This is a genomic window from Olsenella massiliensis, from assembly GCF_001457795.1.
Taxonomy (GTDB): Bacteria; Actinomycetota; Coriobacteriia; order Coriobacteriales; family Atopobiaceae; genus Olsenella_F; species Olsenella_F massiliensis.
The window spans coordinates 55,958-82,277 of sequence record NZ_LN898207.1 but is presented as its reverse complement, the minus strand read 5'-3'; the positions used below and the strand labels follow the sequence as shown (position 1 = coordinate 82,277).

The following is a 26,320-nucleotide window of genomic DNA, read 5'->3' as shown; positions in this document are numbered from 1 at the left end:
AGCACCAGCGCAGGCCAAAAGTGAGTCATAAGGCAAGATGAGCGCCCCGGCCTTAGAGCCGGGGCGTTCCAGGGGGCCTTCAGGGCCGCGGCACAGGGCCGCGTCGCTCGGGCCGAGGCACAGGGCCGCGTCGCTCGGGGCCGCGGCGCTGATCGCCGCCTGCCTACGGTCGCCCGCCTACAGCACGTGGACGTCCCCGGCCGAGAAGTTCACGTACGCCTCGTCACCCGCCTCGTAGATCTTCTTGTTCTTGGGGTTGAACTCCGTGATCTTGACGAGCTGGTCCCCGCAGAGCACGTGGTAGTTCTGATAGTGACCCATGAAGCGCGAGAGCGTCACCTTGCAGCGCATGACCCCCTTGTCCTCCACGTGCACGGACTCGGGGCGCAACACGAGCGTCGCGGCGTCGTGGACGTTCCTGCCGTTGGTGTCGCTCACCGTGATGCGCTCACCGTTGACCTCGATGACGCCGCCCTTGCCGTCCCTCTCGAGAACCGTTCCGCGCAGGAAGTTGGACTCGCCGATGAAGTCGGCCACGAACTCGTCAACCGGGTGGTAGTAGATGGTCTGCGGGTCGCCGATCTGGTCAACCAGGCCCTTCTTCATGACGATGATCTTGTCCGAGAGGGCCATGGCCTCGGACTGGTCGTGCGTGACGTAGATGGCCGTGATGCCGGCGTTGTGCTGGATGCGGCGAATCTCGGTGCGCATGTCCACGCGAAGCTTGGCGTCAAGGTTGGAAAGTGGCTCGTCAAAGAGCAGGACGCCCGGCTCGAGCACGAGCGCGCGCGCCAGCGCCACGCGCTGCTGCTGACCGCCGGAGAGCTGGTTGGTCATGCGGTCCTCCATGCCCTCCAGGCCCACGAGCCCCAGGATGTTGATGACCTTCTCGCGGATGGTGGCCTTGTCCATCTTGCGCAGCTTGAGGCCATACGCCACGTTGTCAAAGATGTTGTAGTGGGGGAGCAGGGCGTAGCTCTGGAAGACCATCGCCGTGTCGCGCTTGTTGGGCGTGAGCTCGTTGATGGCCTCGTTGCCCAGATAGACCTCCCCCTCGTCAGGGCTCTCGAACCCGGCGATCATCCGCAGGATCGTGGTCTTTCCGCAGCCCGAGGGGCCCAGCAGCGTGACGAACTCGCCCGGCTCGATGCTGATGTTGGCGTCGTGGACGGCATAGAAGTCCTTGCCCGTCTTGGGGTCCTGGTAGATCTTTGATATGTGCTCCAGGCGAACGCCCTTCTTCTCCTTGGACATCGTCTAGCCCTCCACTTCTGTCGTTAGCTTGGCGCTCGTGCCAAAGCGCTTGATGGCGAGGTTCATGAGCAAGACCGCGCCATAGGTGATGATGATGAGGATCGTCGCGAACGCGCAGGCCACGCCATAGGCCCCCTTCTCGGCGAACTCGTTGATCTGCACCGTGATGAGCAGGAACTGCGGGGTCACGAGCAGGATGATGGCCGAGATGGCCGTGATGGAGCGCACGAAGGCGGTGACGAGCCCCGAGAGGAACGAGTCCTTTATGAGCGGGAGCGTCACGGTCATGAACACCTGCAGCGAGTTGGCGCCCATGTCATAGGCGGACTCCTCGATGGACTTGTCAATCTGGCGCAGGGCGCTGATGCCCGAGCGCGTGCCGGTGGGCAGCGACCGCACGATGAAGACGATCACGAGGATGGCGCCGGTGCCGTAGAGGCCCTGAAGCACGCCCGTGTGGAAGATGCCGCCCGAGAAGCCGCGAATATAGCCGACGCCCAGGACGGTGCCCGGGACGGCCATGGCCAGCATCGAGACGGCCTCGATGAAGCCCTTGGCCCGGAAGCTGCGCTTGACCACGAGGTAGGAGATGATCATGGAGAGCAGCGCCGTGATGGGGCTGGCGACGAGTGAGAGGACGAAGGAGTCACGGAAGGCCTCGAGGCCGTGATGCATGGTGAAGACCTGCTTGAACCACTTGGTGGTGAGCGTGAAGTCGTAGCCCCAGGTCCTGAAGAGGGCGCCAAAGGGCACGCAGACGTACATCATGACCACGAAGATGGCCAGGGCGGCGCATAGAATCGTGAGCGGGATGCGCACGGAGGCGTCGGTGATGAGCATACGCGCGCGGCTCGCCTTGCCCGTGAGCGTCGCCGTGGACTTGGCCTCGAGCACGTACTTCTGGACGACGAACATCACCAGGGTGATAAAGAGCAGGACCACGGCCATCGCCGCAGCCCCCTGCTTGTCGTAGGCCCCGGTTATCTGCAGGTAGATGGAGGTGGCAAGCGTGTCGTAGGAGCCGCCGATGAGCATGGGGTTGGCAAAGTCGGCGATGGACTCTATGAACGTCACGAGGAAGGCGTTGCCCAGGCCCGGCAGGATCAAGGGGAAGGTCACGGACGTGAAGACCTTCCAGCGCGAGGCGCCCATGTCGCGCGCGGCCTCCTCAAGGGAGGGGTCGATGTTCTTGAGCAGGCCCCTGAACATCATGTAGCAGACGGGAAAGAACGTGAGCGTCTGCACGAGGGCGATGCCCCAGAAGCCGTAGACGTTGTTGTCATAGATGCCCAGCAGAAAGCGGGTGATGATGCCCGACTTGCCAAACAGCATGATGACGGAGAGCGACAGGACGAAGGGCGGCGACACCACCGGCAGCATGGACACCACCTTGAAGAGGCCGTCCATGAACCTCGTCTTGAGCTGGACGTACTCCTCGACGTAGGCAAAGAGCAGGCCGATGAGCGAGGCCAGGATGCCTACGAGAAAGCCCACCCTCAGCGTGTTGGCGATGGCCTTGTCAAAGGCGGGCATCGCCAGGACGCGCCGGAAGATGTCCAGCGTGGGCCCCCGGTCGCCCACGACGCTGTCCACCATGAGGATGGCCAGCGGATACAGGATGAACAGCGTCAGAAACGCGATGAGAACCGCGATGGTCGTGACCATGATGGGGTCGGCCATCAGCTTCTTCCTATCGAGCTCGGCGCCTTGGTTCCTTGCCATCGTTTCCCTCCTCGGATGGTACGTGGGTGCCCTGGCACAGGCGTCCTGCGGTCATGAGTCCTTCGTGCGAGCGGTCTGGTCGCCCCCAACGCAAGCCAGGTGGATGGGCATGCCATCCACCTGGCAAGCAAACGGACCTGTCCCTGGGGACCAGGCCGCGGGCTACTCGGTCTGGAAGCGGCTCGGGTCGCTCGTGTTGGAGCCGGACTGCGAGAGGGCCGTCATGATGTCGCTGACGTAGGCCTCGGTGTGCGCCTTGGCGTCCTCGAAGTTGTAGTCCATGACGTTGTTGGGGTCGAGGCCGTACTTGGAGGCCACCTCAGGCTGCTTGGCGTCGTCGAGCACGAGGAACTGGTAGGCGCCAACCTCCTGCGCACGCTCGACGCAATTGGGCGAGAGGGCGTACTCGATCCACAGCTTGGCGGCGTTGGGGTGCTTTGCGCCCTTGAAGATGGCCGTGGCGCCGATTTCGAAGGAGGCGCCGGAGGAGGGGATGACCAGGCCGATGTTCTCATAGCCGTTGTCGACGATCTGGTAGATCGCGTCATGCAGGAAGCCGATGCCGATGGCGCACTCGCCGGTGCCGACGTTCTTGGACGGGCCGGATCCGGACTTGGTGTAGACCTGGATGTTCTTGTCAAGGTTGACCAGGTACTCGATGCCCTTGTCATGGCCGTACTTCTGGATGACGGTGTTGAGGACGAGCTTGGCGGTGCCGGCGGTGTTGTAGTTGGACAGCCAGATGAGGCCCTTGTACTTCTCGTCCACGAGATCGGGCCAGTCCTTGGGGGCGTCGATGCCCTTGCGCTCAAGCTCATCCTTGTTGTAGAAGAAGCCGAGGATGCCCTTGTAGATGCCATACCAGCAGCCGTCGGCGTCCTTGTAGGCGTCGCTGATCAGGTGAGAGGCGTTGGCGGCCTTATACGGCTCAAGCAGCCCCTTGGTGACGGCGACGTTGTAGGGGTCGGTGGTGCCGCCAAACCAGACGTCGCCGGACGGGTTGCCGTTCTCCTCCTCGATCTTGGACTCGACCTCACCGGTGGAGAGGCGCTGGTACTGGGTCTCGATGCCAAAGAGCTTCTGGAAGTTCTCGCAGCAGGCGGCCACGTGCGCCTCCTCGGCGGAGCCGTAGACCACGAGCGTGCCGTCCTTCTTGCCGGCGTCGATGACGTCCTGCGAGGCAATCCTGCCCAGGCTGTCGTCGCTGCCGCCGGCGCTGGAGGAGGCGGAGCCCGATCCCGACCCGCTGCAGGCGGCGAGTCCCGCCACCGACGTCACGCCTGCCGCCGCCGCCAGGAAGTTCCTACGAGAGATGCTCTTCATGCGTTCCCCTCTTTCCACGTTCTTACGTTCTGCCCGACATCTTCTGCTTGGTGTTGCCACGCGTCCGGTCGCATGCACAGCTGCTTATGCGGACATTACATACAGCTTACCTAAGACGTATTGTATTGGCCCTGGTCCGGCCGTGAGATGAGGATGCGGGGCGCTCAGCGGTACGCCGCAAGGCGGGCGCCGTTTCGTCTGCACGTGCGACGGAGCTAGGGTAGGATTGTGTGCGTCTGACATGCGCGCAGCCTAGGGAGTCGCCATGTTCTACCTCATCGACGAGACGCTCGTGGAGTGCGACGAGTCCGAGCTTCTCTCGGACGGGCGTCAGTTCGTGGCGATCCTCACGCCCGAGGAGTGGCGTCGCCGCGAGCATGACTTTGACATGGGCATAGACTTCGAGCCGGACGTCACGGCCGTGTTTGACACGCAGGCTGAGGCAAATTACGACTCGATCACGGGCACCATCTTCATCCCGGACCGCGCCGACCCCGACGGCCCGGAGGCCTGCTTTGCCTTCGCCATGGACGAGAAGGGCATCGTCTTCATCGACACGGCCCTTACCGCAGAGCGGCTCGTAAGGGACATGTCAGGCATTCGGCGGTGGCGCGACCCCAGCCTGGCACGCTTCTTCTCGGCCTTCGTCACCAGGATCGTGCGCGGAGACGCCGAGCTGCTGCGTGAGTACGAGCGCGAGCTCGACCACATGGAGATCGCCATCATGGACGGCACCGCGCCCCACGCGTCGCGACGCATCAACGAGATGCGCGGCGAGCTGCGAGACCTGAGCGACCACTATGACCACCTCATGGACCTCATGGGCGTGCTCATGGCCAACGAGAACGGCTTCTTTCCCGAGAAGGACCTGCGCTACTTTCGTGTCGCGTACGGTCGGCTGGACAAGATGCACGACCAGGCGGCCACCCTGCGCGACCAGGCCCTCCAGATGCGCGACCTCTACAAGATGCACCTGGACGTGCAGCAGAACCACATCGTCACCGTGCTCACGGTGGTCACGGCCATCTTTGCCCCGCTCACGCTCATCGTGGGCTGGTACGGCATGAACTTTCGTAACATGCCCGAGCTCGACTGGGAGTGGGGGTATCCCCTGGTGGTCCTGACGTCGGTCGTCATCGTGCTGGGCTGCTATGGGTACTTCAAGCGCCGCGGGTGGCTGTAGGGGTCAAAGGGAAGCGCGGACGTGCCCCATAGGCGTGAGCGCCACGTTGGCGGGGCAGGGCCAGGTCCTTGAAGCTTTTGAGTTCGCGGGTGGAGCGCATCGTGCGTCAGGAGAGGCGGAGGTAGCCATGGACACGATCGAGAGAGCCGACCAGATTGCGCGTCATGAGAGGGTCGAGCCGGACAGGCGCCCGAGGTTCTCGCGAGCCCAGCTGGCGAGCGTCGTCGTCCTGCTCCTGCTTGCGGTCCTTTCCGTCACGGCGCTTGCCAGGACGTTCTCGACGCCCCAGACCTATGCCCACCAGATCGAGGTGCTCGACCAGAAGAAGGGCACGGTCATGGGCCTGTCCGTCTCGTCTGCCGTCGCGTCGACGGCCATCTCGCTCGCCCCCGGCGACGCGGGGAGCGCCATCTCGGACCAGCTGGCGGGGTTCAGCAAGGACTTCACCATCATCCTGGGCGCCATCCTTCTGGAAAAGTACCTCCTGACGACGCTGGGCTTTGTGGTCTTTGGGATCATCATCCCGATCTGCTGCGCGATGGGGGCGCTGTCCGTCCTGCTTCCCAGGCACAACCAATGGAAGGGCATCCTCTTTGCCTTCTCGGTGCACCTGGTCCTCATCGGCGTCGTCGTCTGGGGCTCCATCCCGGCCACGGTCATGCTGACCGACAAGATCCAGGAGACCTATGACGAGTCGATCAACGCCGCCATAGAGTCCGTCAGCCAGACGACGGCCGAGGCTCCCGCCGCTGAGGGCTCGACCGGCTCGGGCGATAACGTCCCGCAAGACCTGGTGGGGCAGCTTTCCGGCGCCGTCAACGGTGCCGTCTCGGCGGTGGGAGACGCCGCCAGCGCGGTTGGCAACGTTACCACCTGGGCGCAGGACAAGCTCAGCGCCTTCGTGGAGAGCCTGGCCGTCATGGCCGTGACCACCCTCGTCATTCCCGTCCTCGTGCCCTTGGCCGCTCTCTACATCGTGAAACTGGCGCTGACCAGCGCTCTTGGCGCGCGAGCGGCAGCGCCCGTCGCACGGCCCCATGAGCTTCCGGGAAAAAGGGCCTAGCGTGGGCGCCGCCGCCCTCTCCTACGAGCTCGAGGTGAACGGCTTTTCCTATCCGGCGTCATTTTCGGTGGGCTGCGTGAATGCGGTGCTCATGCGCCTGCTGCGGCGCTGGGAAAACCTGCGTCTTGCGGTCAGACCATGCGAAGACGCCAAAGGGGAGCGCCCCCTGGTGGTATTCCTATGCGCTCCGCCGGGCGCGGGCAAGAGCACGCTGGGTCAATTCCTCGTGAGGCTGGCTGGCGACGCGGGATGTTGCGAGGGCCTGCAGTGCCTGGGCATGGACGGTTTCCATCATGCGCAGGCATACCTCTCGTCGCATGCGGTGACGATGCCGCAAGGCATGGGGCCCGTGTGCCTTGCCGCCATCAAGGGGGCGCCCGAGTCCTTTGACCTTGCGGGTCTGACGGGCACCCTGCGTCGTCTTCGCGCGGGGTCGCGCGAGCCGTGGCCTCGCTATGACCGGCGCATCCATGACGTGGTCGCAGATGCCGTGCCCATCGTGGGCGACGTGGTCCTCGTCGAGGGCAACTGGCTGCTTCTGGACGAGCCTGGCTGGCGCGACCTGCGACTTCTGTGTGACGATGCCGTGTTTTTGCGCGCCTCGGAGGAACAGCTGCGCGACCGCCTGGTGCGTCGCAAGGTCAAAGGAGGCCTCACGCCCGCCGAGGCGCTCGACCACTATCGCCGCGTCGACGGCCCCAACGTCCGGCGCATCCTAGACGCCCATGGCGAGGCGGACGTCACGCTTGACCTGGTGGGCGAGGGTGACGTGCGCTGGGTGCTTCCCTAGGCCTCGTGCCGGCCTTGCTTGTTGCGCCGTGCGGCCCGTCCGTTGGGCGGTGTGCCGCGCCGCGCGCTCCATGTGCCTTTGCGCCGTCGCGCTTTCTCACGGCCTCTTGACCGCCGGCGCCGCCGTGTGCCCTGCCGAAAATCATGCTTCTTGCCTCATCTGTTGTAAGTGTTATAGTACACATATAACAAAAAAAGCGTCGCCGGACTTGGACCGACGGCGAGGCACGAGAGGGGAGGTCATATGTTCCTGGGCATTGACAAGTTCAAGGAACGACCGGTCTACCTGCAGATACGAGACCAGATAGTCGCCGGCATCGCGTCGGGAGAGCTTCAGCCCCAGGACCGCCTGCCGAGCGTCCGCACGCTCGCCAGCGATCTGGGCGTCAACCTGCACACCGTCAATCGTGCTTATGCGGTCCTGCGCGACGAGGGCTTCGTGGTCATGCGCGGTCGTCAAGGGGCGCTGGTTGCGGACGTGCCGGGCCCTGGCCCCGTCGCCGAGCCAACCTCCGCGCAGGCGCGCAAGGCCAGCGCCCTCGTCGGGCGTCTTGCCACTGAGTGGCGCGCCAGCGGCGGTGACCAGGAGGCGTTCGTTCGTCTTGTGACCGAGGCGGCGCAGGCTGCCTTTACCAGGGGAGGAAAGACGTCATGACCCTTTTCGTAGCTCTTGCCTGCGTGCCTGTCGTGCTTATCGGCGCAGCCTTGGCCATCGTGCCCTGGGTCGTCCCGCCTACGGAATGCTTTACCATCACCATCCCGCGCTCCGCCGTGCACGCCCCTTCCGTCGTGCGCTACCGTCGCGGCTATGCCGCCGTGATGCTCGTCGTGACGCTGGCCTGCGTCGTGGGTGGCGCGGTGTCCCTGCTGGTGGCGGGTGCGTCGTCGTTGCCTGCCGTCATTCTGACGGGACCCTTCGTGCCAATCTTGGCGTCCGTGGCGCTCATGCTCGCCCTGCGTCGTCGCGTTCGCGCCCTCAAGCTGGACCGAGGCTGGTCGGCACGTCAGGATGTTCGCATGGCCTCGGTCGTCGAAGACGCGCCCCAGCCTCTGCCGTCATGGACCAACCTCCTCTACCTACCGGCCATCCTCGGCCTGGCTGCGTTTGGCGCCATCAATTACGGGCGCTTCCCGGACATGCTTCCCATGCATGCGGGGCTTGACGGCATCGTGGACAGCTGGGAGCCAAAGTCCCCTCACGCCGTCTTCTTTCCGGTGGTGCTGGCCGCTGTCACCGCTGCGGTCATGGCCTGCTCGTCCATGATCATCGTGCGGTCTCGACGGCCCGTAGACCCTGCGGCTCCGTCCGTCTCGGCCTATGCCTACGGGGCCTTCGCCCGGGCGGAGTCGGTCACGCTGCTCGTCTGCGGCCTGGCGCTCACCCTGTTTGAGGGCATGGGCTTCTACCTTGCGCTTTTGGGTGTCATTAGCCTCTGTGACGCGGGTGCGCTCACGGTGGTGCTTGCGGTGGCGATCGTCGTGGCGCAGGTGGCCATCGCGATCTACTACGGACAGGGCGGCTCTCGCCTGGCGCGGCGCATGGGTGCAGAGCTCGGCATGACGGCTGCTCCCGACATGCCCTCCGACGCCGAGGACGCGCGCTGGAAGGGTGGCATTCTGTACTGGAACCCCGACGATCCGAGCGTCTTCGTTCCCAAGCGCTTTGGGGTGGGATGGACCGTCAACCTGGCGCGTCCCGCCGGGGCGCTCCTGATCGCGCTGTTGATTGTCGTGATGCTGACGTCGCTGGCACTCGCCTGGTCGGGGCAGGGCTGAGGCGTTGTTGTGTGATTCTGTGGGGATGTGCGCCTTTGAGGGCGCGACCATATGAGGTCGCGCCCTTCTTGTATCGCAGGATGGGCAGTTCTCGACTTTGGCGTGGCATCTGCCGCCTCTGTGCCACTGGAAGGGAGAATATGGACGCTAGTGGACGTGCCTTCTCGCTCATGCCAAGAGTTTCAATAAACGGTGTACTATGAAAAAAAATTCCAATACGTGAGACGACCTGATGTCGATAGCATGTCTGCGGCGTTCAGTGGATGGGAAGGGTCATGGTTGAGTGGAGGAGCGCCATCGATAAGGTTCTCGCGCATTATGAGTCCCTTTCCGAGACTGAGCGAAAAGTCGCGGATTTCATCGTGCAGCATACGGCTGACGTGACTCGCCTTTCCGTTCGAGAAATCGCCCAGGGAAGCGGAACGTCAAGTGCTACCGTCTCGCGTTTCGTGCGACACATCGGGTTTGAGAGCTTTTCGGACTTACGGCTGGCAATCGCAAGCGAACAGACGGGGACCGCTGCCGAGACGGGGGAGAACGTCTCTGAGGTGTCGATGGACAACATCGAGGCGTCCGTGTCCTATGTCCTTGAAAATCGTATCCAGGAGCTTGCTGGGACGGCGGCTCGTCTAAAAGAAGCGCAGATTTGCCAGGTCGTCAACCTAATCATGGAGTCAGACACCATTTTGTTCGCTGCGGTGGGAAACTCGATTCCCGTCTGCTCAAACTTCTCATTCAAGCTGGGGCAGATTGGCATTCGGGCGCATTGTCCCGCAACGACGGAGGAGATGATTCTGTCCTCCCTGTCGCTAAGGAGAAGCGACCTTCTGTTTGTCGTTTCTGCCTCAGGATATTCGCGGCGGCTTGAGACGATAGTTGACAACGCGGAGGACAGCGGGACGCCAATCGTCTTCCTCACCTCAAATCCTGGGTCTGAGCTTGCGCAGCGTTCAAATGTGCAGCTGACCTCGGTGACACGCGATCAGATTTTGACGGGCGGGCAGTTCTCGACGCATATGGCAGAGGACTTTCTGGTGGAGACGATCTTCATCTTCCTGCTCACGACTTGGAAGAGCGCGCGTGGCCTGGCGCGCCTCGAGCAGAAGAGCCTGGGCCGGGACAAGGAGTCAACGCCGACGCTCTGCTAGCGCTGAAACATCCTGACGCCATTTTTTGTACGACGTGGATTGCCCCGTCTTGAGCGGAATTCCGCTCTCTTTATACCAGGTAAAACAGTAATGAAATGAGTTTTCACTTGTTTCAAAAAAGAGGAATTTACTGGCAGGTCATGCAAAGAACTATGCCACTCGCCGCAGTATCTCTACCGATTACAGGGGCATTGCACTAAAAGGAATTGTGTTTCAAATAAATATGTATCATGGAAAAACGTTCCACCACATGAGAAGATGTGGAACGCCGCGTGACCGTCAACGAGGGGGAAGGGGAGTGCGTATGAGGATAGTGGGCATTTGCGCGTGTTGCAGCGGCATCGCTCATACCTACATGGCGAAGAAGGCGATAGTGGATGCCGCTCAAGCTGCGGGCGACGAAATTCACCTTGAAACCCAAGGCACTATCGGCGTGGAAGACGAGCTCACTCCCGAGCAAATCGCCGCAGCGGATTGCGTGCTCTTGTGCGTTGACGTCCATGTGGAGGGGACCGACCGCTTTAAGGGCAAGAAGGTCATGAAGATACCCACCGGCCTCGCGATCAAGGCCCCCAAGCAGATCATTCGCAAGATACATGAGGAACTCGAGAGGGACGCCTAGGTCACATAGCGTGCCCGGGCGCTTGCATAAGACTGTTTGTTCAAAGGAGTCGCGTTATGGCATCAAAGATGAAAAGGGTTGGCATCAAGGCACCCGTCCTTACCGCAATTAGCTACCTTCTCCCACTCGTCGTCGCATCCGGACTTCTCATAGCGATTGGCAATCTGACCGGTGGGCAAAACGTCACGGAGCTCACCGGGATGACCATTCCTGACGCCCTCACCACGATCGGCGTCTTTGGCATGGGCCTGCTTCCCTCCTTCATCGCGGGCTACATCGCCTATGCGATCGCCGACCGTCCCGGCCTTGCCCCCGGTTTCCTCATGGGGCAGGTCGCCTCGTTCTTGGGGGCGGGCTTTCTCGGAGGCATGATCGGCGGCCTCATTGCGGGCTATGTCGCCCTCGTGCTTGAGACGTACCTCAAGGTGCCCTCGTGGGCGGAGGCGCTCATGCCGATGATGATCATCCCCACGATCACGGCGATCGTCGCCGGCGTCATCATGGTCTTCGTCCTGGGCGGCCCCATCGCCGCGCTCACCGGCGCCCTGACTGCCTTCATCACGGGGCTCGACCAGAGCCAGAAGGTCATGTACGGCTTCATCCTCGGTTTCATCCAGCACCTTGACTATGGCGGAGCAATCTCCAAGGTTCCCAACCTCATCTGTGACGGCATGATGGCAGACGGCATCTATGGACCCGAGGCCGTGAAGGTCCTGGGCTCCATGGTTCCTCCCTTTGGCGTCACGCTCGCCCTGGTGCTGTCGCGCCTCCTCAAGAAGCCCATCTTCAAGGCTTCCGAGGTCGAGAACGTTAAGGTCGCGTTCCCTATGGGCGTCTGCATGATTACCGAGGGCGTCATCCCCATCGCGATGAACGACCTCGTTCGTACCGTCATCGCCACCGCGCTGGGTGACGCGACGTGCGGCGCCATCGCCTTCTCCATGGGCGTCGAGTCCATGGTGCCTTCCGGTGGCATGTTCGTCGTGCCGGCCATGACCAATCCCGGCTGGGCGCTCGTGGCGCTCTTCGCGGGCTCGCTCGTCACCGCAGTCATCCTGCTTCTGATCAAGAAGCCTCTCAAGCCCGAGGAGATTGACGATCTCGGGACCGAGAAGGAAGAGGAGGAGGTTGACCTCTCCGGATTGAGCTTCTCCTAGTGCGTCGGGCGTGCGCCGCAGGTGGCGGCGCACGCCGCACGAAGGGCCTGGCCCGATACCACGTTGACTGCCTCACAACGACCATGAAGGGTGCGGAAGCATGTATGAGTCAATGCGCGGAATGCTCCAGAAGGCACGTCAGGAAGGCTATGCCGTCATGGCGATCAACGCCTTCGACCTTGAGTCTGCGGCCGGCATCATCCATGCCGCCACCGAAATGCGCTCGCCCATCATCATAGACTTGCTCCAGGACCATGTGAAAGCCTACTTTGACTGCGACGTCCTCACGCGCCCGATCATTCGCATGGCCCAGGAGGCTCCCGTTCCCGTCGCCATCAACCTTGACCATGGCAGCGACGTCGCGCACCTGAAGCGCTGCCTGCATGAGGGGTTCTCCAGCGTCATGATTGACGCGTCGGGGCACGCGTTTGAGGAAAACGTGAGAATCACGAGGTCAATCGTCGAGTTTGCCCAGGAGTTCGGCGCAAGCGTCGAGGCGGAGGTCGGCAGCATGGGACTCGTGGGCACGGGTGCCGGATTTACCGAGGCGGCCATGTACACCAACCCCGACGTGGCCATAGAGTTCATCCAGAAGACAGGCGTCGATGCCCTGGCGGTGTCCTTTGGTTCCACTCACGGTGACTATCCCCAGGGGTATGTGCCGACGTTTCACTTTGAGATCGTCGAGGCGATCAGGAGCGCGACTGACGTGCCTCTGGTGCTGCACGGCGGTTCGGGTTCGGGTGCGGAGAACATCCGCCGGGCCATCGCGTGCGGCATCAACAAGATCAACGTCGGCACCGACTACATGATTGCGCAGCGCGACTTCGTCGCGAAGGCCCTGCAGACTGATCCCGACATAGAGTATCCGGAGCTTCTGCACAGGGCCTATCTCGAGGCCTCCAAGGTCGTCCAGAGCTATATCGAGCTCGCGGGCTCCAAGGGTAAGGCATGGTAGGCGCGTCTTGCCTGCCGTCGAGGGAGACCACGTCCACTGAAAGGTGATAACGATGCTTGTGAACATGAGCACTCTGCTGGGGGTCGCAAAGAGCAAGGGCTTTGCCGTCGGGGCCTACAACGTCTCTGAGTCAAACCTGTTCCGCACGGTCGTCGAGGCCGCCGAAGAGAATGACTCGCCTGCCATCATCGCGGTTCATCCGACGGAGCTTGACTATTGCAAGGACGAGTTCGCACGGTACATGGTCGCCCGCATCTCGAGCAGCCATGTTCCCTTCGTCCTGCACATGGATCATGGTGACTCCATCGAATCCGTCATGCGCGCCGTCCATGACGGGTTCAGCTCGGTCATGATTGACGGCTCGCTTCTCCCGTTTGAGGAGAATGTCGCCAAGACGTCCGAGGTCGTGCGGTATTGCCACATGCTCGACGTGTCCGTCGAGGGCGAGCTGGGCACCATTGGAACTACTGGCACCACGATTGAGGGTGGCATGACGGAGGTCACATACACCGACCCCGACGACGCGAAGGCCTTTGTGGAGCGCACGGGCGTTGACTCGCTTGCCGTCGCCATCGGAACCTGTCACGGCCTGTATCCCAAGGGCGTCACTCCCAAGCTTCGCATGGACGTCCTCAAAAAGATCAAGGAGGTCGTTGACGTCCCGCTGGTGCTGCATGGCGGCTCAGGCAACCCTGACGAGGAGATTGCCGAGGCGGTGCGCATCGGCATTCAGAAGGTGAACATCTCGTCGGACTACAAGAGCGCATTTTTTGTCGCAGCCCGTGAGATTCTTCAGCGTCCTGATTCGGGATGGGATCCCAACAACCTCTTCCCGGCGTGCATCGAGGCGGGCAAGCGGGTGCTCGCGCAGAAGATGCGCCTATTTGACAGCGTGGGCAAGGCGGCATTGTTCCGCGAGGCGGGTATCTCCCCGTGGCGTCAGGGGCTTGCGTAATCGTCTCGTTTGAGTCGCGTCAGTTGAGGGGAGTGGTCGGCGTGTCGAGGATAGGAGCCATCGAAGCGGGCGGCACCAAGATGGTGCTTGCCGTGGGCACCGAGGACGGCGACATTCTTGAGCGGACTGCGTTTCCGACGACCGACCCCGCCTCGTCGATTGCCCGGATGGTCGAGTGGTTTTCCGGGCGCTCCATAGATGCCCTGGGCGTCGGTGCGTTTGGTCCGACGTGCGTGAATCCTTCCGACGCGTCCTTTGGCTACGTGCTGGAGACGCCCAAGGTCGCCTGGCGGCACGTTGACTTTCGGGGGGCGTTGGCTGCCGACTTGAACGTTCCGGTAGGGTATGACACTGACGTCAACGCCGCCTGCTTGGGCGAGGCGACGTATGGTGCCGGCAAGGGCCTGGACTGCCTGGTGTATGTGACGGTCGGCACTGGCATCGGCGCTGGCGTGCTCGTGGACGGCAAGCTTCTGCATGGGATGCTTCACGCCGAGGCAGGACACATCCCCGTAACGCGCATGGAGGGCGACGGCTTGCCAAGCGTCTGCCCTTACCATCCGAGCTGTCTTGAGGGGCTTGCTTCGGGCCCCTCCATTGAGAGCAGGTGGGGCAGGCCTGCCGCCGATTTGGAAGGCAGGGATGACGTCTGGGAACTTGAGGCGGCATATCTGGCGCAAGGTCTTGCGACTTACGTCCTCTGCTATGCCCCGCGACGGATAGTTCTCGGGGGCGGCGTCATGAGCCAACTTCAGCTGTTCCCCCTGATACGTGCCGGCATGTCAAGTATTCTGGCCGGATATGTCAGAACGCCCGAGATCGAGGACCTCGACACGTATATCGTCCCGTCGGGCTGCGCAGGAGATCAGGGCATCCTGGGGGCGCTGGAGTTGGGTAGGAGAGCGCTTCGGGGCGATTGAACATGCGGAAGGTCTCATGCGTGGAGGGGCCGTATGCCAGGAGGGCGATGTAGGAGGTACGTGCATGGCAGGGTTCATCGGTGTTGAGAACGTCATGCTGGGCCGGCACGCCGCCAGCAGGGACGAAGTGCTGCGCGACCTGGCCGACAAGGCCTGCGAACTTGGGGTGACCAGCAATTCTGACGCGGTCTATCGGTCCTTCCTCCAGCGGGAGGACATGGGTCCCACGGGCATGATGGAGGGGTTCGCCATCCCTCATGCCAAATCGTCGGCGATTACGGCGGCGACGATTATCGTCTACAAGAACGGGTCAAAACTCGTCTGGCCGTCCTTTGACGAGCAGCCCGTTGACATCTGCGTCGCCCTTCTGGTGCCTGACGGCGAGGCGGGTACCACGCATATCAAGCTGCTCTCCAAGACGGCCGTCCTTCTCATGGACGACGACTTCAAGTCCCTGCTGCGCGATGCCGATGACGCCGAGGCAATCGTGCGTGCCATCAACGAGCGGCTGGAAGAGGAGTGACGGCAGGCGCCGCCGTTGCCTCGTCAGCAAAAAAAACGTCATGCGTTCTTAACTCTCTCCCAAGAATCGCTTAATCTTTATGTCGGACCATGGCATCAGCAAGGACGACAGGCGTCCTTCTTGGTTCAGGGAGGCTCGTGGCCATGGAACTGATTGACAAGGTTGAGCTCGTGCGCGAAAAGTGCGACGTCAGCTATGGAGACGCCAAGAACGCCCTCGAGATGACGGGCGGCGATGTGCTCGACGCCATCATCTGGCTTGAGCGCGCGGGCAAGACGGCGCCGCGCTCGGCGAGCTACGCCACCGCCGACAGCGAGGCCGAGACGCCCGTCTCCGCCGAGATGATCGCTGCGCAGAGCGCCTATCGGGCGTCAAGCAGCAAGTCTGACTTCTCCGGGCACGTCGGTGGCGCATGGAAGGTCATCAAGCGCCTGCTGCGCAAGGGACTGCGCACCAAGTTCATCGCGACGCGCCATAAGGAGGACATCGTCAATGTGCCCGTGCTCGTTCCCGTCATTGGCATCTTCCTATGGGGAGCCACCATCTGGCTTCTCATCCTGGGGCTGTTCTTTGACGTGCGGTACCGCCTGGAGGGCGTCGAGCGCGTCACCGTGGACGTGAACGATGCCATGGGCAAGGCCGCGGACGCCGTCACGACCATCAAGAGGGATGTGACGGGCAACCATGACTAACGGGCTGGCATAGCTCTCATGACCAGGATTCTGGTCGTCGAGGACGAGGAGAGAATCGCGCGCTTCGTCGAGCTTGAGCTGACGCACGAGGGCTATGACGTGGACAAGGCGACGGACGGCAGGGCGGGGCTGGACCTTGCCCTGGCCGGCGACTACGACCTCATCCTGCTTGACGTCCTTCTGCCGGGGCTTAACGGCATGGAGGTGCTCAGGCGTCTGCGCAAGGCCAAGGAGACGCCCATCATCCTCCTGACGGCCCGTGACGCCGTGATGGACAAAGTCGCCGGCCTCGACGCCGGGGCCGACGATTACGTCACGAAGCCCTTTGCCATCGAGGAGCTGCTCGCTCGCATCCGCCTGGCGCTCAGGCGGCACGAGACCCCCGCGCACCCCGCTTCGCCTTCGGTGGGCGCAGGCGCCTCGGCGGGGGCGGCGCAGGGCGACGGGCCCGTCTTTGCCCCCGCTCCCGCACGTCTGTCGCTTGACGTGGAGCGGCGGGAGGTCCGCGCCCTGGGACATCTCGTCGAGCTGACCAATCGTGAGTTTGAGGTGCTCAGAGTGCTCCTGGAGCGCGTGGGCGTCGTGGTGAGCCGCGAGCGCCTTGCGACGGAGGCGCTAGGCTACGAGTTCGTCGGCGAGACCAACAACGTGGACGTGCACATCGCCCACCTGCGCGCCAAGCTCGCCGCCGCCGGCTGTGACTCGAGCCTCATTTCCACGGTTCGAGGGGTTGGCTATGTCATTCGTGAGGTCTGACGGGATGCGCGGCGAGGGCGAGGGCGCGCGTACGCGTACGGCCGCCGTGCCCGCCCGCTTTGGTCGGCCCGGTCGCGCGACCGGGCGCTTCTCGTCCACGGCCTGGGCCATAAGTTGGGGATACTGGTGGCGGCGGCTGGTTGGCTACCTCCTTTTTGACCTGCTGCTGCTCGCCTGCGCCAGCGTCATCCTGATTCATGGCTACAATGACCAGCTCCCGTCGGGGAGCTTTTGGGGCCCGCTCTTGCTGGCGCCGGCGGATGGCGTCAGCGTGACGGCGAGCATGCCAAACCGCGCCAACCCCGCCGATCTGCGCTACGTCGTCACCGTGCCGCCGGCTGCGGCGCGCTCGTTTCCGCTTGGTGCCGACCTTCTTGACCTCTGGCCGCTCGCCGTGGTGGTCGGCACGGTGGAAGCGCTGGGCCTGCTGGGCTTCTTTGACGAGCAGCGCCGCGTGCGGCGGGCGCTCGCCCCCCTCAACGACCTGGCTCTGCGAGCAGAGGAGCTGGGGCGGGCCGGCAGTCTGGGAGGCAGCCAGATCCAGACGCTTGAGCAGGCCATAGACCGGGCGAGCGTGGACGAGCCCCGCGTGTCAACGGGCGACCAGGACCTCGCGAGCATCGAGGTGGCGCTTAACGGTCTGTTGCGCAGGATGCACGAGGCCAAGCTCCAGCAGATGCGCTTTGTCAATGACGCGAGCCACGAGCTGCGCACGCCCATAGCCGTGGTTCAGGGATACGTAAACATGCTCGACCGATGGGGAAAGTCCGACCCGGAGGTGCTGGACGAGTCCATCCATGCCCTCAAGCAGGAGAGCGCCCACATGCAGGAGCTGGTGGAGCAGCTGCTGTTCCTGGCTCGGGGCGACTCGGGCAGAAACGACCTCAACCTCGTGCGCGCCAACCTCGCCTCGCTTGCCCGCGAGGTGTGGGAGGAATCGCGGATGATAGACGCCGAGCATGAGTACAGCCGCGAGTTTGGTGACGCCGCGTGCGCTGACGCCTCCTTTGAGGCCGTCGTGGACGTGGCGATGGTCAAGCAGTGCCTGCGAATCCTGGTGCAGAACGCCCGCAAGTACTCCTCCGCGGGCTCGTGCATCTCCCTGGACGTGGACGTCGCGGGCGCGGGCGCGACGGGCGCAGGTGCGTCAAGTGCGGACGCGACGGGGGCGGGTCACGTTGCCCATGGGGACGGCGTCTTGCTCCGGGTGAGGGACGAGGGCATCGGCATGACCCAGGCGTCGGCGACGCATGTCTTTGATCGCTTCTACCGGGCGGAGAACGTGCGCGACTCCCGCCAGCACGGGTCGGGTCTGGGGCTTTCCATCGCCAAGTGGATCGTCGAGAGGCACGGGGGCAGCATCGGCCTGGTGTCTCGCGAGGGCGTGGGGTCGTGCTTCACCATGTATCTGCCTCGTCAGGGGTAGAGGGGAGGGGCCCTCTACCCGCGTCCATGGCGCGCGCGTCCCGGCTTGACAGACGCACACGTCCGCATGCTCCGCTATGATTCGCCTGACGGGCACGACTCGTCACCCACCGGAGGACGCCTTCGTTTGAAAGGACGGCACCTTGGACACGGCTGAGCGCATAGATCGCATCACGAAGATGGAGTCCATCCTCAACTCACATGCCGCCGCGGCCGCCGGCCTCGCTGCGGCGCTGGACGAATTTGAGCGCAGCCAGAAGTCCTATCCGCTGCTCAGGGACTACTATGTCGAGGGTGGCTACATGCAGGACGTCGCCGCCGACAACGAGGGGCTTCTCCCCGACGACCTCCCTCGCGGCGTGCTCTCCGAGGACGCCGTCTTTGACCTCATGGGAGAGAACGTCGAGCTGGCCATACGCATGCTGGAGCTGGCGACGGTCGTCATTCGCGACCGCTGATGGGGGCGCGCCGCGCCCGTGCGGTCATACCTCGCCCTTAGCGCCTCGGGCTTCATGCCCCATGACGCAGTCATCTATCCCCGGGCAAAACCGCAGGGAACTCCCAGAACGATTCTGCCAGTGCCGGGCGTCGGCTTTCGTAGGCGTGCGTTGACCGCTCGGTCACAACTGTATATAGTGTATATATACATTCGTGTGACGGGAGCGAAACCAGGGGGTGCGCGTGAACCTCATCATCTCAAACGCGAGTGACCAGCCCATCTACGAGCAGGTCGCCTCGCAGCTTCGAGACGCCATCCTTGCCGGCGAGCTGAGCGAGGGCGAGCTGCTCCCCTCCATCCGCTCGCTTGCGAACTCCCTGCGCATCAGCGTCATCACGACAAAGCGGGCCTATGCGGAGCTTGAGCGCCAGGGCTTCATCGACACGGTCCAGGGCAAGGGGAGCTTCGTGGCCCGCGGCAACCGCGAGCTGTTGTTCGAGGGGCGTCGGCGCCAGGTCGAGAGCCTTCTTTCCCAGGCGCTTGACCAGGCCCTGAGCGCGGGCATCGACCCTGAGGAGCTGCATCAGATGCTCGACCTACTCGCTGACGCACCACGAGAGGAGATATGATGGCACGTCTTTTCTGCACGCGGGGGCTGACCAAGCGCTATGGCGACTTCGTGCTCGATCAGGTGGACCTCTCCTTGGAGGAGGGCATGGTCCTGGGGCTGGTGGGCAGAAACGGTTCCGGCAAGACCACCCTCATCAGGCTCCTGCTGGGCGTGGTGCTTCCTGACGCCGGCACCGCGGAGGTCCTGGGCGTGCGCGCCGACGCCCGCTCGACCGCCTTTGCCGCAGCTCGTGACAAGGTGGGCTTTGTTCCCGACAGCTGCCCCTTTGCGGGAGAGACGCGCGTCGAGGACGTCGCACGAATCGGTCGGGCCGTCTATCAGGACTGGGACGGCCGAGAATTTGACCGCCTGTGCCATGACCTTGGCCTGGGCCTTGACAAGCAGGTCAAGGGCCTCTCGCGCGGCATGGGCATGAAGCTTTCGCTGGCGTTTGCCCTTGCCCATCGCCCCCGTCTGCTCCTGCTGGACGAGGCGACGGCGGGACTCGATCCCATCGCTCGCGGGGAGGCGCTTGACCTGATTCGCGACTTCATGACGACGGAGGGGGGCGGCGTGCTGCTTTCGAGTCACATCACGTCCGACCTCGAGCGCGTCGCCGACCGAGTGGCCTGTCTGGATGAGGGGCATATCCTCTTCGACCTTGACCGTGACGCGATCTGCGACGACGCGGGCATTGTGCGCTGCCGTTCGGATGAGCTTGGCGACATCATGGATCTTGGGATTCGCGTGCGTCACAACGAGTACAGCGTGGACGTGCTGGTGCCAAACAGGCGCAGCGTCGCACGGGAGCGCCCGGGCCTTCACATCGACCGTGCGAGTCTGGACGAGTATCTTGCCCTCGTCCTGACGGGAGTTCCGCGAGGTGATGACGCGGTAAGTCAAGACGCCGCGACGAGGTCACGACGAGAGGGTCCGCGTCAAGGGAGCCTGCATCGAGAGGACATGAGATGAAAGAGGACATGAGATGAACGCGCCCGTGCCGAGGGGGTCTATGGTGGGAAGGGCACTTTGCGTTGACCTGACGGTCATGGCGCGACCGCTTAGGCAGTCGCTGATCACCGGTGTCGTCGTTGCCGGGTTCATAGCTGCCACCACGCATTCCGTGCCGGTTGCGGCGTCCACCGTCGTCGCGATGGCCGCCTACTTGTACATGTATGGCGTGTTCGCCAATGACGAGGTCGGCGGATGGGGGCCGTTTCGCATGACGCTTCCCTGCTCCCGCCGCGACCTGGTGCTGTGTCGGTATGTGGGTGTGCTCGTGGTTGTCGCGGCAGATGCGGTCGTATGCACGCTCGTGGCCCTTGCGGTCGTCTGCCTGGCGTCTCCGTTAGGTGGCGCGCATGGGGTCCTGGACGGCCTCACGTCGCTTGTCTTTTCGCCCGAGGAGCTTCTTGTTTCGGTCTGCCTCACCATGACGTCCCTGCTCGTGGCGGCGTCCGTGCTCCTGCCGCTCATCGTGCGCCTGGGAGTCACCAAGGGAACGCGCATCACCTCCATGGTGGTGCTTCTGCTGCCCATATTGGGCTTTACGACGCTGGCGCCGCTCCTTGGAGACCGTACTGCCCCGATGGCTGCCCCGCCGCCTCTCGCCGTCGCCCTCGCGCTTGCCGTCGCCCTCGCGCTCTACGGCATGAGCGCCCTCGTTTCGGTGAGGCTGTTCGAGACGCGCAGCATGTAAGGGTCGCGCGTCCTTGTGTCCCGGGGACATGTCGTGCACCGCGGCAACCATCGCGCCTGCACGCCCCCATGTTAGAATGCGTGAAGGCAGAGGAGGCCGTCGCATGAGGGGCCTCCCGACAGCAACGTCAATGGTCAGCTAGCAGAAAGAGGGTGTTCCATGAAGGGTTATGCCATGCTCAAAATTGGCGAGTCCGGCTGGATCGAGAAGGACACGCCCGCGTGCGGTCCGCTCGACGCCATCGTCAAGCCGCTCGCCGTCGCCATCTGCACCTCTGACGTCCATACGCTGTGGGAGGGTGCCATCGGCGACCGTCACAACATGATCCTGGGCCACGAGGCCTCCGCCGAGGTCGTCGAGGTGGGCTCCGAGGTCAAGGACTTCAAGCCCGGCGACCGCGTCCTCATTCCCGCCATCACGCCCGACTGGAACTCCCTCGAGGCCCAGGCCGGCTACTCCATGCACTCCGGTGGCATGCTCGCCGGCTGGAAGTTCTCCAACTTCAAGGATGGCGTGTTCTCCGAGTACTTCCACGTGAACGACGCCGACGGCAACCTCGCCCTCATGCCCGAGGGCATGGACCCCGCAGACGCCTGCATCCTGTCCGACATGGTTCCCACCGGCTTCCATGCCGTCGAGCTCGCCGACGTCCAGCTGGGCGACACCGTCCTGGTCATCGGCATCGGCCCCGTGGGCCTCATGAGCGTCGCGGGCGCGGCCCTGCGCGGCGCCTCGCGCATCATCGCCGTCGGCACCCGCCCCGTGTGCATCGAGGCCGCCAAGGGCTATGGCGCGACGGACTTCATCTCGTACAAGGACGGCCCCATCGACGAGCAGGTCATGGAGCTTACCGGCGGCAAGGGCGTGGACCGCGTCTGCATCGCCGGCGGCACCGTCGAGACCTTTGAGCCTGCCGTCAAGGCCCTCAAGCCCGGCGGCAAGATCGGCAACGTCAACTACCTCGGCTCGGGCGACTACATCAACATCCCGCGCGTCGAGTGGGGCGTCGGCATGGGTCACAAGGACATCCGCGGCGGTCTCATGCCTGGCGGGCGCCTGCGCATGGAAAAGCTCTCCAGCCTCGTCACCGCCGGCCGTCTTGACCTGCACCCTGAGTGCACCCACGTCTTCCACGGCTGGGATCACCTCGAGGAGGCGCTGTTCCTCATGAGGGACAAGCCCGCCGACCTCATCAAGCCGGTCGTCGTCATCGACTAGCTCTTGGCGGCGCGGCGGGGCCGTCCCTGGGGCGGCCCCGCCTTTTTGTGTGGCACGGCAAGGACTCTGGGGGTGCTCGTGAGGATTCTGGTCGTATCCGGGTTTCTCGGCGCGGGAAAGACGACGTTCATCCAGGAGCTCGTGAGGCGCACGGGCCAGGACGTCGTCATCTACGAGAACGAGTACGGCGAGGCTGACGTGGACGCCCGACGCCTGCGCGACGACAGCGACCTCAAGGTCTGGGAGTCGGTCGAGAACTGCATCTGCTGCTCGGGCAAGCAGGACTTCGCCAGCTCGGTGCTCACGATCTCCAACACGCTCGACCCAACGTTCCTGGTCGTGGAACCCACGGGCGTCGCGAAGCTCGGCAACGTGATGGACAACCTGACGCAGGTGAGCTGGGAGAGGATCGAGCTTTTGCCACCGGTGACCATCGTGGACGCGCAGTCGTGGCAGAATCAGCGCCGCCGCCAGGGCGAGATCTTCGACGACCAGCTGAGGGCCGCGGGGACGGTCGTCGTCTCCAAGGTCAGGGCGGTGGATGACGCCGATCCGGTCGCCGCCCTCGTGCGAGAGCTCAATCCCAAGGCGCAGGTCGTGGGTCACCCCTATGGGGAGCTGCCCGACGCATGGTGGGCCTCGCTCCTCGAGACTGCAGATGGGAGGCGCGGGCGGGACTCGCGCTCAAAGGTCGAGGGGAACGAGACCCTTGACGAGACGCCCGAACTCGAGACGCTTGCGCTTGACCATGCCGAGCTGCCCTCCCCGTCGCATCTCCTGTGGGTGCTGGACGCGCTTTCCGCGGGCGTGTTCGGCCACCTGGCTCGTGCCAAGGGCTCGCTGCCCTGCGGCGGCCAGTGGCTTCGCTTTGACCTCGTGGAGCGGGCCTGGGCCGTGACGGGAGACGCCGCGGCCTCCGACGCCCCGACGGAGTCTCACTGCGTCTTCATCGGGGACGACCTAAAGAGGAGCTGGCTTCGGGAGGTGTTCGTCCCCGCGCTGTGGCGCGACGTTGCCGAGATTCGCCATGAGCACCACCACGATCACGAGCACCACCATGAGTGACACGAGCCGTACGAGTGCCATCACGCGCGCGGCGCGCTTGTATGCACATGCTCATACATCGTTGTAGTTAAAATATAAGATGCGACGCACAACACGGCAGGACGCAGGCACAACAAGCGGCACACGACAAGGAGGCACCATGAGCTACACGGTCAAGCAAGTTGCGGCGATGGTCGATCACACCAACCTGCACGCCTATGCCACGACGGAGGACTTCAGGAAGCTCTGCGACGAGGCCAAGGAGTACGGCTTCAAGTCTGTGGCAATCAACACCTATCCCGTGAGCCTCTGTCGAGGCTTCCTCGAGGGCTCCGAGGTGCTCACCGGCGCCGCCGTCTCGTTCCCCCTGGGGCAGACGACCATCGAGACGAAGGCCGCCGAGGTCGCCAACGCCATCAAGGACGGCTGCCAGGAGTTTGACTACGTCCTCAACGTGGGCAAGCTCCTCGAGCGCGACTACGACTACATCAAGGCCGAGATGGAGCGCCTCGTCGCCCTCGGCCGCGAGGCCAACGTCACGAGCAAGGTCATCTTTGAGACCTGCTACCTGCGCGAGGAGGACATCATCGCCGCCGCCAAGATCGCCTCCGAGGTCAAGCCTGACTTCGTCAAGACGAGCACGGGCTTTGGCACGGCTGGCGCGACGGTGGAGCACGTCCGTCTCATGAAGGAGTATGCGGGCGCCGACGTGCAGGTCAAGGCTGCGGGCGGCATTCGCTCCTGGGAGACTGCCAAGGCGATGATCGACGCCGGCGCCACGCGCCTGGGCACCTCCTCGGGCATCAAGATCGTCCAGGAGATGAGGGCCGCAGGCCTCGAGTAGGACCCAGTCACAAGAAAAAGGGGCGGGCCGGCATGGCTGACGGCCTTGGGGCGTGCCTCGCCGGATGCGGGCGCGCGGGCCTCGTGCACGCGCGCGGCTGCAACGGGAGGGTCAGGGGTGCCCGTCTCGTCGCCCTGTGCGACCCCTTTGAGGGCAGCCTCGCCGCCGCCCAGGAGGAGCTGGGCGTCGCCAACACCTACACCTACATGGCCTATCGCGAGGCCATCGTCGACGCGGCGCTGGACGCCACCAGCGTCGAGACCGTGACTGACCCTCGCTCTCGACGCGGCCGCTTCCGCATGCGTGCGCATCGACGTCCCGGGGCCCTCGCGCCTCGGGACGTCGTGGCGTGACGTCGCGGCGTGACGTCGCAGGCCCGCATCCCCTATGCTGGTGGCTGCCGGTGACTCCGGCGGACGCGGAAGGGAGACAGCGATGACACGGGTGCTGGTCGTCGAGGACGACGTCGCGCTGCGCGAGGAGTGCGCGCGGCTCCTTGGCCTCAATGGCTACGCGGTCACGACGTGCGACGAGTTTGAGGACGTCGTGGGAGAGATCCTCAGGGCCGCTCCTGACTGCGTGATTCTTGACCTGCATCTTCCCGGGGCCGACGGCCTCTCGGCCTGCCGTGACGTGCGGAGGCACAGCAACGTGCCCATCGTGGTCCTCACCTCGTCGGACAGCGAGTTTGACGAGGTCATGGCAATGAACCTTGGCGCGGACGACTTTGTGACGAAGCCCTACAGCCCGGCGGTCCTCCTCGCCCGCGTGCAGTCCGCCATTCGCCGCTGTAACGCAACCGCGCACCAGGCCATAGACTGGCGCGGCATCTCCGTTGACGCGGCACGTTCCACGGCCTCATATGAGGGAGCGACGACGGAGCTCACCCGCAACGAGCTGAGGATCCTCCTTGCGCTCGTGCGCGCCCGGGGCGCGGTCGTGAGCAGGACGGACCTCATGTGCGAGCTCTGGGAGTCGGACGAGTTCGTGGACGACAACACGCTCACGGTCAACGTCAACCGCCTGCGCGGCACCCTCGCCACGCTCGGCGTGCCGGCAGGCACGCTCGTGACGCATCGCGGATGGGGCTACTCGCTATGACGTGGGGGGAGTGGCTGCAGGACCATGTGGTCCAGGTCGTCGCGTGGCTCGTCCCGTCGGCGTTCGCGTGCTGCGTCTGCGCGCTCGTCGGCCTGGGGGCGAGCGTCGTCGCCCTCGTGGCGCTCTCCCTCGCCCTGGGGGGAGCGGTCGCCGCAGTGACGTCGCGCTGGGCCGACGCCCGGTTTCTCACGGCGCTTCTGCAACTGCCGAGGTCACTTGAGCATGCCTGGCAGCTCGCCACGCTCGTGCCCGACCCGCAGAGCAACCGCGCGGCCCTCGTGTACGACGCCCTCCAGGCGATGGGCGCCTCCGCCGCCTCGGACGTAGAGGCCGAGAGGAGGGCCTCGCGCGAGTACCGGGAGTACGTCGAGGGATGGATTCACGAGGTCAAGGCACCGATCACCGCCGCGACGCTCGCGGCGGGCCGTCAGGGGGCGGACGGCCCGGATGCCGTGCGCCGTGAGCTGTCCCGCGTGTCTCGTCTTGTCGACCAGGCGCTTTGGTACGCGCGCGTGGGCTCGGTGGCAGCGGACTACGTCATTCGGGACACGCGTCTTGCGGACCTCTGTCGCGCGTCCTGCAAGGCCGAGGCGCGCCTGCTCATCGAGCGCGGAGTGACGCCGGAGCTTCTCGTCCCCGAGAAGCTCGTCGTGCCCACCGACGCCAAGTGGGTGGGCTTCGTGCTGTCACAGGTCGTCGTCAACGCTGCCAAGTACGGTGCCACCCACCTGCGCTTCTCGGCTCGCGTCACGGACGGCCCTTCCGGCGGGCGCCTCACCGAGCTCTGCGTCGCGGACGACGGGAGGGGCATTCCCGCCCGTGACCTGCCCCGCATCTTTGACCGCGGCTTCACGGGCGAGAACGGACGGGCGGGCGAGGGGTCCACGGGCATGGGACTCTACCTGGCCGCCCGCATCTGCGAGCGCATGGGGCTCGTGCTCGAGGTGGCCTCCGAAAAGGGCGAGGGCACGCGCGTCCTTGTGGGCTTTCCCCACGACGCCGATCGCCTCGCCCTGGCGGACACCTCCTTCGACTTCCTTACGACATCGTAAGGAAGGGGTAAGACCGTTCGATGGCTTTGGGCAAGACGCTTCCGTAG

At 64.2% G+C, this 26,320-nt stretch carries 28 protein-coding genes; 25 read left to right on the top strand and 3 right to left on the bottom strand.

What is annotated here, in order from left to right; genetic code table 11:
* Nucleotides 1-177: 177 nt before the first annotated feature.
* From BN3001_RS00440 to BN3001_RS00430, 3 genes are all read right to left on the bottom strand, one after another.
* The gene (locus BN3001_RS00440) at nucleotides 178-1,254 is read right to left on the bottom strand and encodes an ABC transporter ATP-binding protein (RefSeq protein WP_058269867.1); all 1,077 of its coding nucleotides are present in this window, start codon (nucleotides 1,252-1,254) and stop codon (nucleotides 178-180) included.
* A 3-nt stretch (nucleotides 1,255-1,257) separates the two neighbouring features.
* Nucleotides 1,258-2,976 carry an ABC transporter permease gene (locus BN3001_RS00435; RefSeq protein WP_058269866.1) on the bottom strand — a complete coding sequence of 573 codons (1,719 nt, stop codon included), beginning with the start codon at nucleotides 2,974-2,976 and terminating at the stop codon, nucleotides 1,258-1,260.
* Between the two features lie 162 nt (nucleotides 2,977-3,138).
* Nucleotides 3,139-4,299, bottom strand: coding sequence for an extracellular solute-binding protein (locus BN3001_RS00430; protein ID WP_058269865.1), 1,161 nt, complete (start codon nucleotides 4,297-4,299; stop codon nucleotides 3,139-3,141).
* A 265-nt stretch (nucleotides 4,300-4,564) separates the two neighbouring features.
* Between BN3001_RS00430 and BN3001_RS00425 the strand changes: the two genes are divergently transcribed.
* From BN3001_RS00425 to BN3001_RS00305, 25 genes are all read left to right on the top strand, one after another.
* Nucleotides 4,565-5,482, top strand: a complete 918-nt coding sequence (locus BN3001_RS00425) for a magnesium transporter CorA family protein (RefSeq protein ID WP_058269864.1) — start codon at nucleotides 4,565-4,567, stop codon at nucleotides 5,480-5,482.
* 127 nt (nucleotides 5,483-5,609) lie between these two features.
* Nucleotides 5,610-6,545: a hypothetical protein gene (locus tag BN3001_RS00420; RefSeq protein WP_058269863.1), complete on the top strand. Its 936-nt coding sequence runs from the start codon at nucleotides 5,610-5,612 to the stop codon at nucleotides 6,543-6,545.
* A gap of 1 nt (nucleotide 6,546) precedes the next feature.
* Nucleotides 6,547-7,335, top strand: coding sequence for a nucleoside/nucleotide kinase family protein (locus BN3001_RS00415; protein WP_058269862.1), 789 nt, complete (start codon nucleotides 6,547-6,549; stop codon nucleotides 7,333-7,335).
* 243 nt (nucleotides 7,336-7,578) lie between these two features.
* Nucleotides 7,579-7,989 carry a GntR family transcriptional regulator gene (locus BN3001_RS00410; RefSeq protein WP_058269861.1) on the top strand — a complete coding sequence of 137 codons (411 nt, stop codon included), beginning with the start codon at nucleotides 7,579-7,581 and terminating at the stop codon, nucleotides 7,987-7,989.
* Nucleotides 7,986-9,110, top strand: a complete 1,125-nt coding sequence (locus tag BN3001_RS00405) for a DUF1648 domain-containing protein (RefSeq protein WP_058269860.1) — start codon at nucleotides 7,986-7,988, stop codon at nucleotides 9,108-9,110. Before BN3001_RS00410 ends, BN3001_RS00405 begins: the two co-directional genes overlap by 4 nt.
* Nucleotides 9,111-9,385: 275 nt before the next feature.
* Complete coding sequence (locus BN3001_RS00400; protein WP_058269859.1) at nucleotides 9,386-10,258, top strand: MurR/RpiR family transcriptional regulator; 873 nt, start codon at nucleotides 9,386-9,388, stop codon at nucleotides 10,256-10,258.
* Between the two features lie 223 nt (nucleotides 10,259-10,481).
* Nucleotides 10,482-10,880: a PTS fructose transporter subunit IIB gene (locus BN3001_RS00395; protein ID WP_328585277.1), complete on the top strand. Its 399-nt coding sequence runs from the start codon at nucleotides 10,482-10,484 to the stop codon at nucleotides 10,878-10,880.
* 56 nt (nucleotides 10,881-10,936) lie between these two features.
* Entirely contained in the window at nucleotides 10,937-12,037 is a 1,101-nt protein-coding gene (locus BN3001_RS00390; protein ID WP_235814994.1) for a PTS fructose transporter subunit IIC, read from the top strand.
* A gap of 100 nt (nucleotides 12,038-12,137) precedes the next feature.
* A complete protein-coding gene (locus BN3001_RS00385; RefSeq protein WP_058269857.1) occupies nucleotides 12,138-12,995 on the top strand; it encodes a class II fructose-bisphosphate aldolase in 858 nt (285 codons plus the stop codon).
* Between the two features lie 52 nt (nucleotides 12,996-13,047).
* Nucleotides 13,048-13,950, top strand: coding sequence for a ketose-bisphosphate aldolase (locus BN3001_RS00380; RefSeq protein WP_058269856.1), 903 nt, complete (start codon nucleotides 13,048-13,050; stop codon nucleotides 13,948-13,950).
* 41 nt (nucleotides 13,951-13,991) lie between these two features.
* A complete protein-coding gene (locus BN3001_RS00375) occupies nucleotides 13,992-14,870 on the top strand; it encodes an ROK family protein (protein WP_328585276.1) in 879 nt (292 codons plus the stop codon).
* Between the two features lie 64 nt (nucleotides 14,871-14,934).
* Nucleotides 14,935-15,393: a PTS sugar transporter subunit IIA gene (locus BN3001_RS00370; protein ID WP_058269855.1), complete on the top strand. Its 459-nt coding sequence runs from the start codon at nucleotides 14,935-14,937 to the stop codon at nucleotides 15,391-15,393.
* 143 nt (nucleotides 15,394-15,536) lie between these two features.
* Nucleotides 15,537-16,085: a UBA domain-containing protein gene (locus BN3001_RS00365; RefSeq protein WP_058269894.1), complete on the top strand. Its 549-nt coding sequence runs from the start codon at nucleotides 15,537-15,539 to the stop codon at nucleotides 16,083-16,085.
* Nucleotides 16,086-16,103: 18 nt separating this feature from the next.
* Complete coding sequence (locus BN3001_RS00360; RefSeq protein WP_058269854.1) at nucleotides 16,104-16,841, top strand: response regulator transcription factor; 738 nt, start codon at nucleotides 16,104-16,106, stop codon at nucleotides 16,839-16,841.
* A complete protein-coding gene (locus tag BN3001_RS00355) occupies nucleotides 16,822-18,267 on the top strand; it encodes a sensor histidine kinase (RefSeq protein ID WP_235814993.1) in 1,446 nt (481 codons plus the stop codon). Before BN3001_RS00360 ends, BN3001_RS00355 begins: the two co-directional genes overlap by 20 nt.
* A gap of 142 nt (nucleotides 18,268-18,409) precedes the next feature.
* Nucleotides 18,410-18,724 (top strand): DUF4298 domain-containing protein, encoded by a 315-nt coding sequence (locus tag BN3001_RS00350; protein ID WP_197407425.1) that lies wholly within the window; start codon nucleotides 18,410-18,412, stop codon nucleotides 18,722-18,724.
* Between the two features lie 223 nt (nucleotides 18,725-18,947).
* Nucleotides 18,948-19,334: a GntR family transcriptional regulator gene (locus tag BN3001_RS00345; RefSeq protein WP_058269853.1), complete on the top strand. Its 387-nt coding sequence runs from the start codon at nucleotides 18,948-18,950 to the stop codon at nucleotides 19,332-19,334.
* Nucleotides 19,334-20,287 carry an ABC transporter ATP-binding protein gene (locus BN3001_RS00340; RefSeq protein WP_058269852.1) on the top strand — a complete coding sequence of 318 codons (954 nt, stop codon included), beginning with the start codon at nucleotides 19,334-19,336 and terminating at the stop codon, nucleotides 20,285-20,287. Before BN3001_RS00345 ends, BN3001_RS00340 begins: the two co-directional genes overlap by 1 nt.
* 40 nt (nucleotides 20,288-20,327) lie before the next feature.
* Nucleotides 20,328-21,014: an ABC-2 transporter permease gene (locus tag BN3001_RS00335; protein WP_058269851.1), complete on the top strand. Its 687-nt coding sequence runs from the start codon at nucleotides 20,328-20,330 to the stop codon at nucleotides 21,012-21,014.
* Between the two features lie 159 nt (nucleotides 21,015-21,173).
* Nucleotides 21,174-22,232, top strand: coding sequence for an NAD(P)-dependent alcohol dehydrogenase (locus tag BN3001_RS00330; protein WP_058269850.1), 1,059 nt, complete (start codon nucleotides 21,174-21,176; stop codon nucleotides 22,230-22,232).
* 72 nt (nucleotides 22,233-22,304) lie between these two features.
* On the top strand, nucleotides 22,305-23,297 hold the full coding sequence (locus BN3001_RS00325) for a CobW family GTP-binding protein (RefSeq protein WP_235814992.1): 993 nt from the start codon (nucleotides 22,305-22,307) through the stop codon (nucleotides 23,295-23,297).
* A 139-nt stretch (nucleotides 23,298-23,436) separates the two neighbouring features.
* On the top strand, nucleotides 23,437-24,120 hold the full coding sequence (gene deoC, locus BN3001_RS00320; RefSeq protein WP_058269849.1) for a deoxyribose-phosphate aldolase: 684 nt from the start codon (nucleotides 23,437-23,439) through the stop codon (nucleotides 24,118-24,120).
* 32 nt (nucleotides 24,121-24,152) lie between these two features.
* Entirely contained in the window at nucleotides 24,153-24,473 is a 321-nt protein-coding gene (locus BN3001_RS00315; RefSeq protein WP_058269848.1) for a Gfo/Idh/MocA family oxidoreductase, read from the top strand.
* A gap of 82 nt (nucleotides 24,474-24,555) precedes the next feature.
* Nucleotides 24,556-25,221 (top strand): response regulator transcription factor, encoded by a 666-nt coding sequence (locus BN3001_RS00310; RefSeq protein WP_058269847.1) that lies wholly within the window; start codon nucleotides 24,556-24,558, stop codon nucleotides 25,219-25,221.
* Nucleotides 25,218-26,273, top strand: coding sequence for a sensor histidine kinase (locus tag BN3001_RS00305; RefSeq protein WP_058269846.1), 1,056 nt, complete (start codon nucleotides 25,218-25,220; stop codon nucleotides 26,271-26,273). The genes BN3001_RS00310 and BN3001_RS00305 overlap by 4 nt, the downstream gene beginning before the upstream one ends.
* The last annotated feature ends 47 nt before the right edge of the window (nucleotides 26,274-26,320 follow it).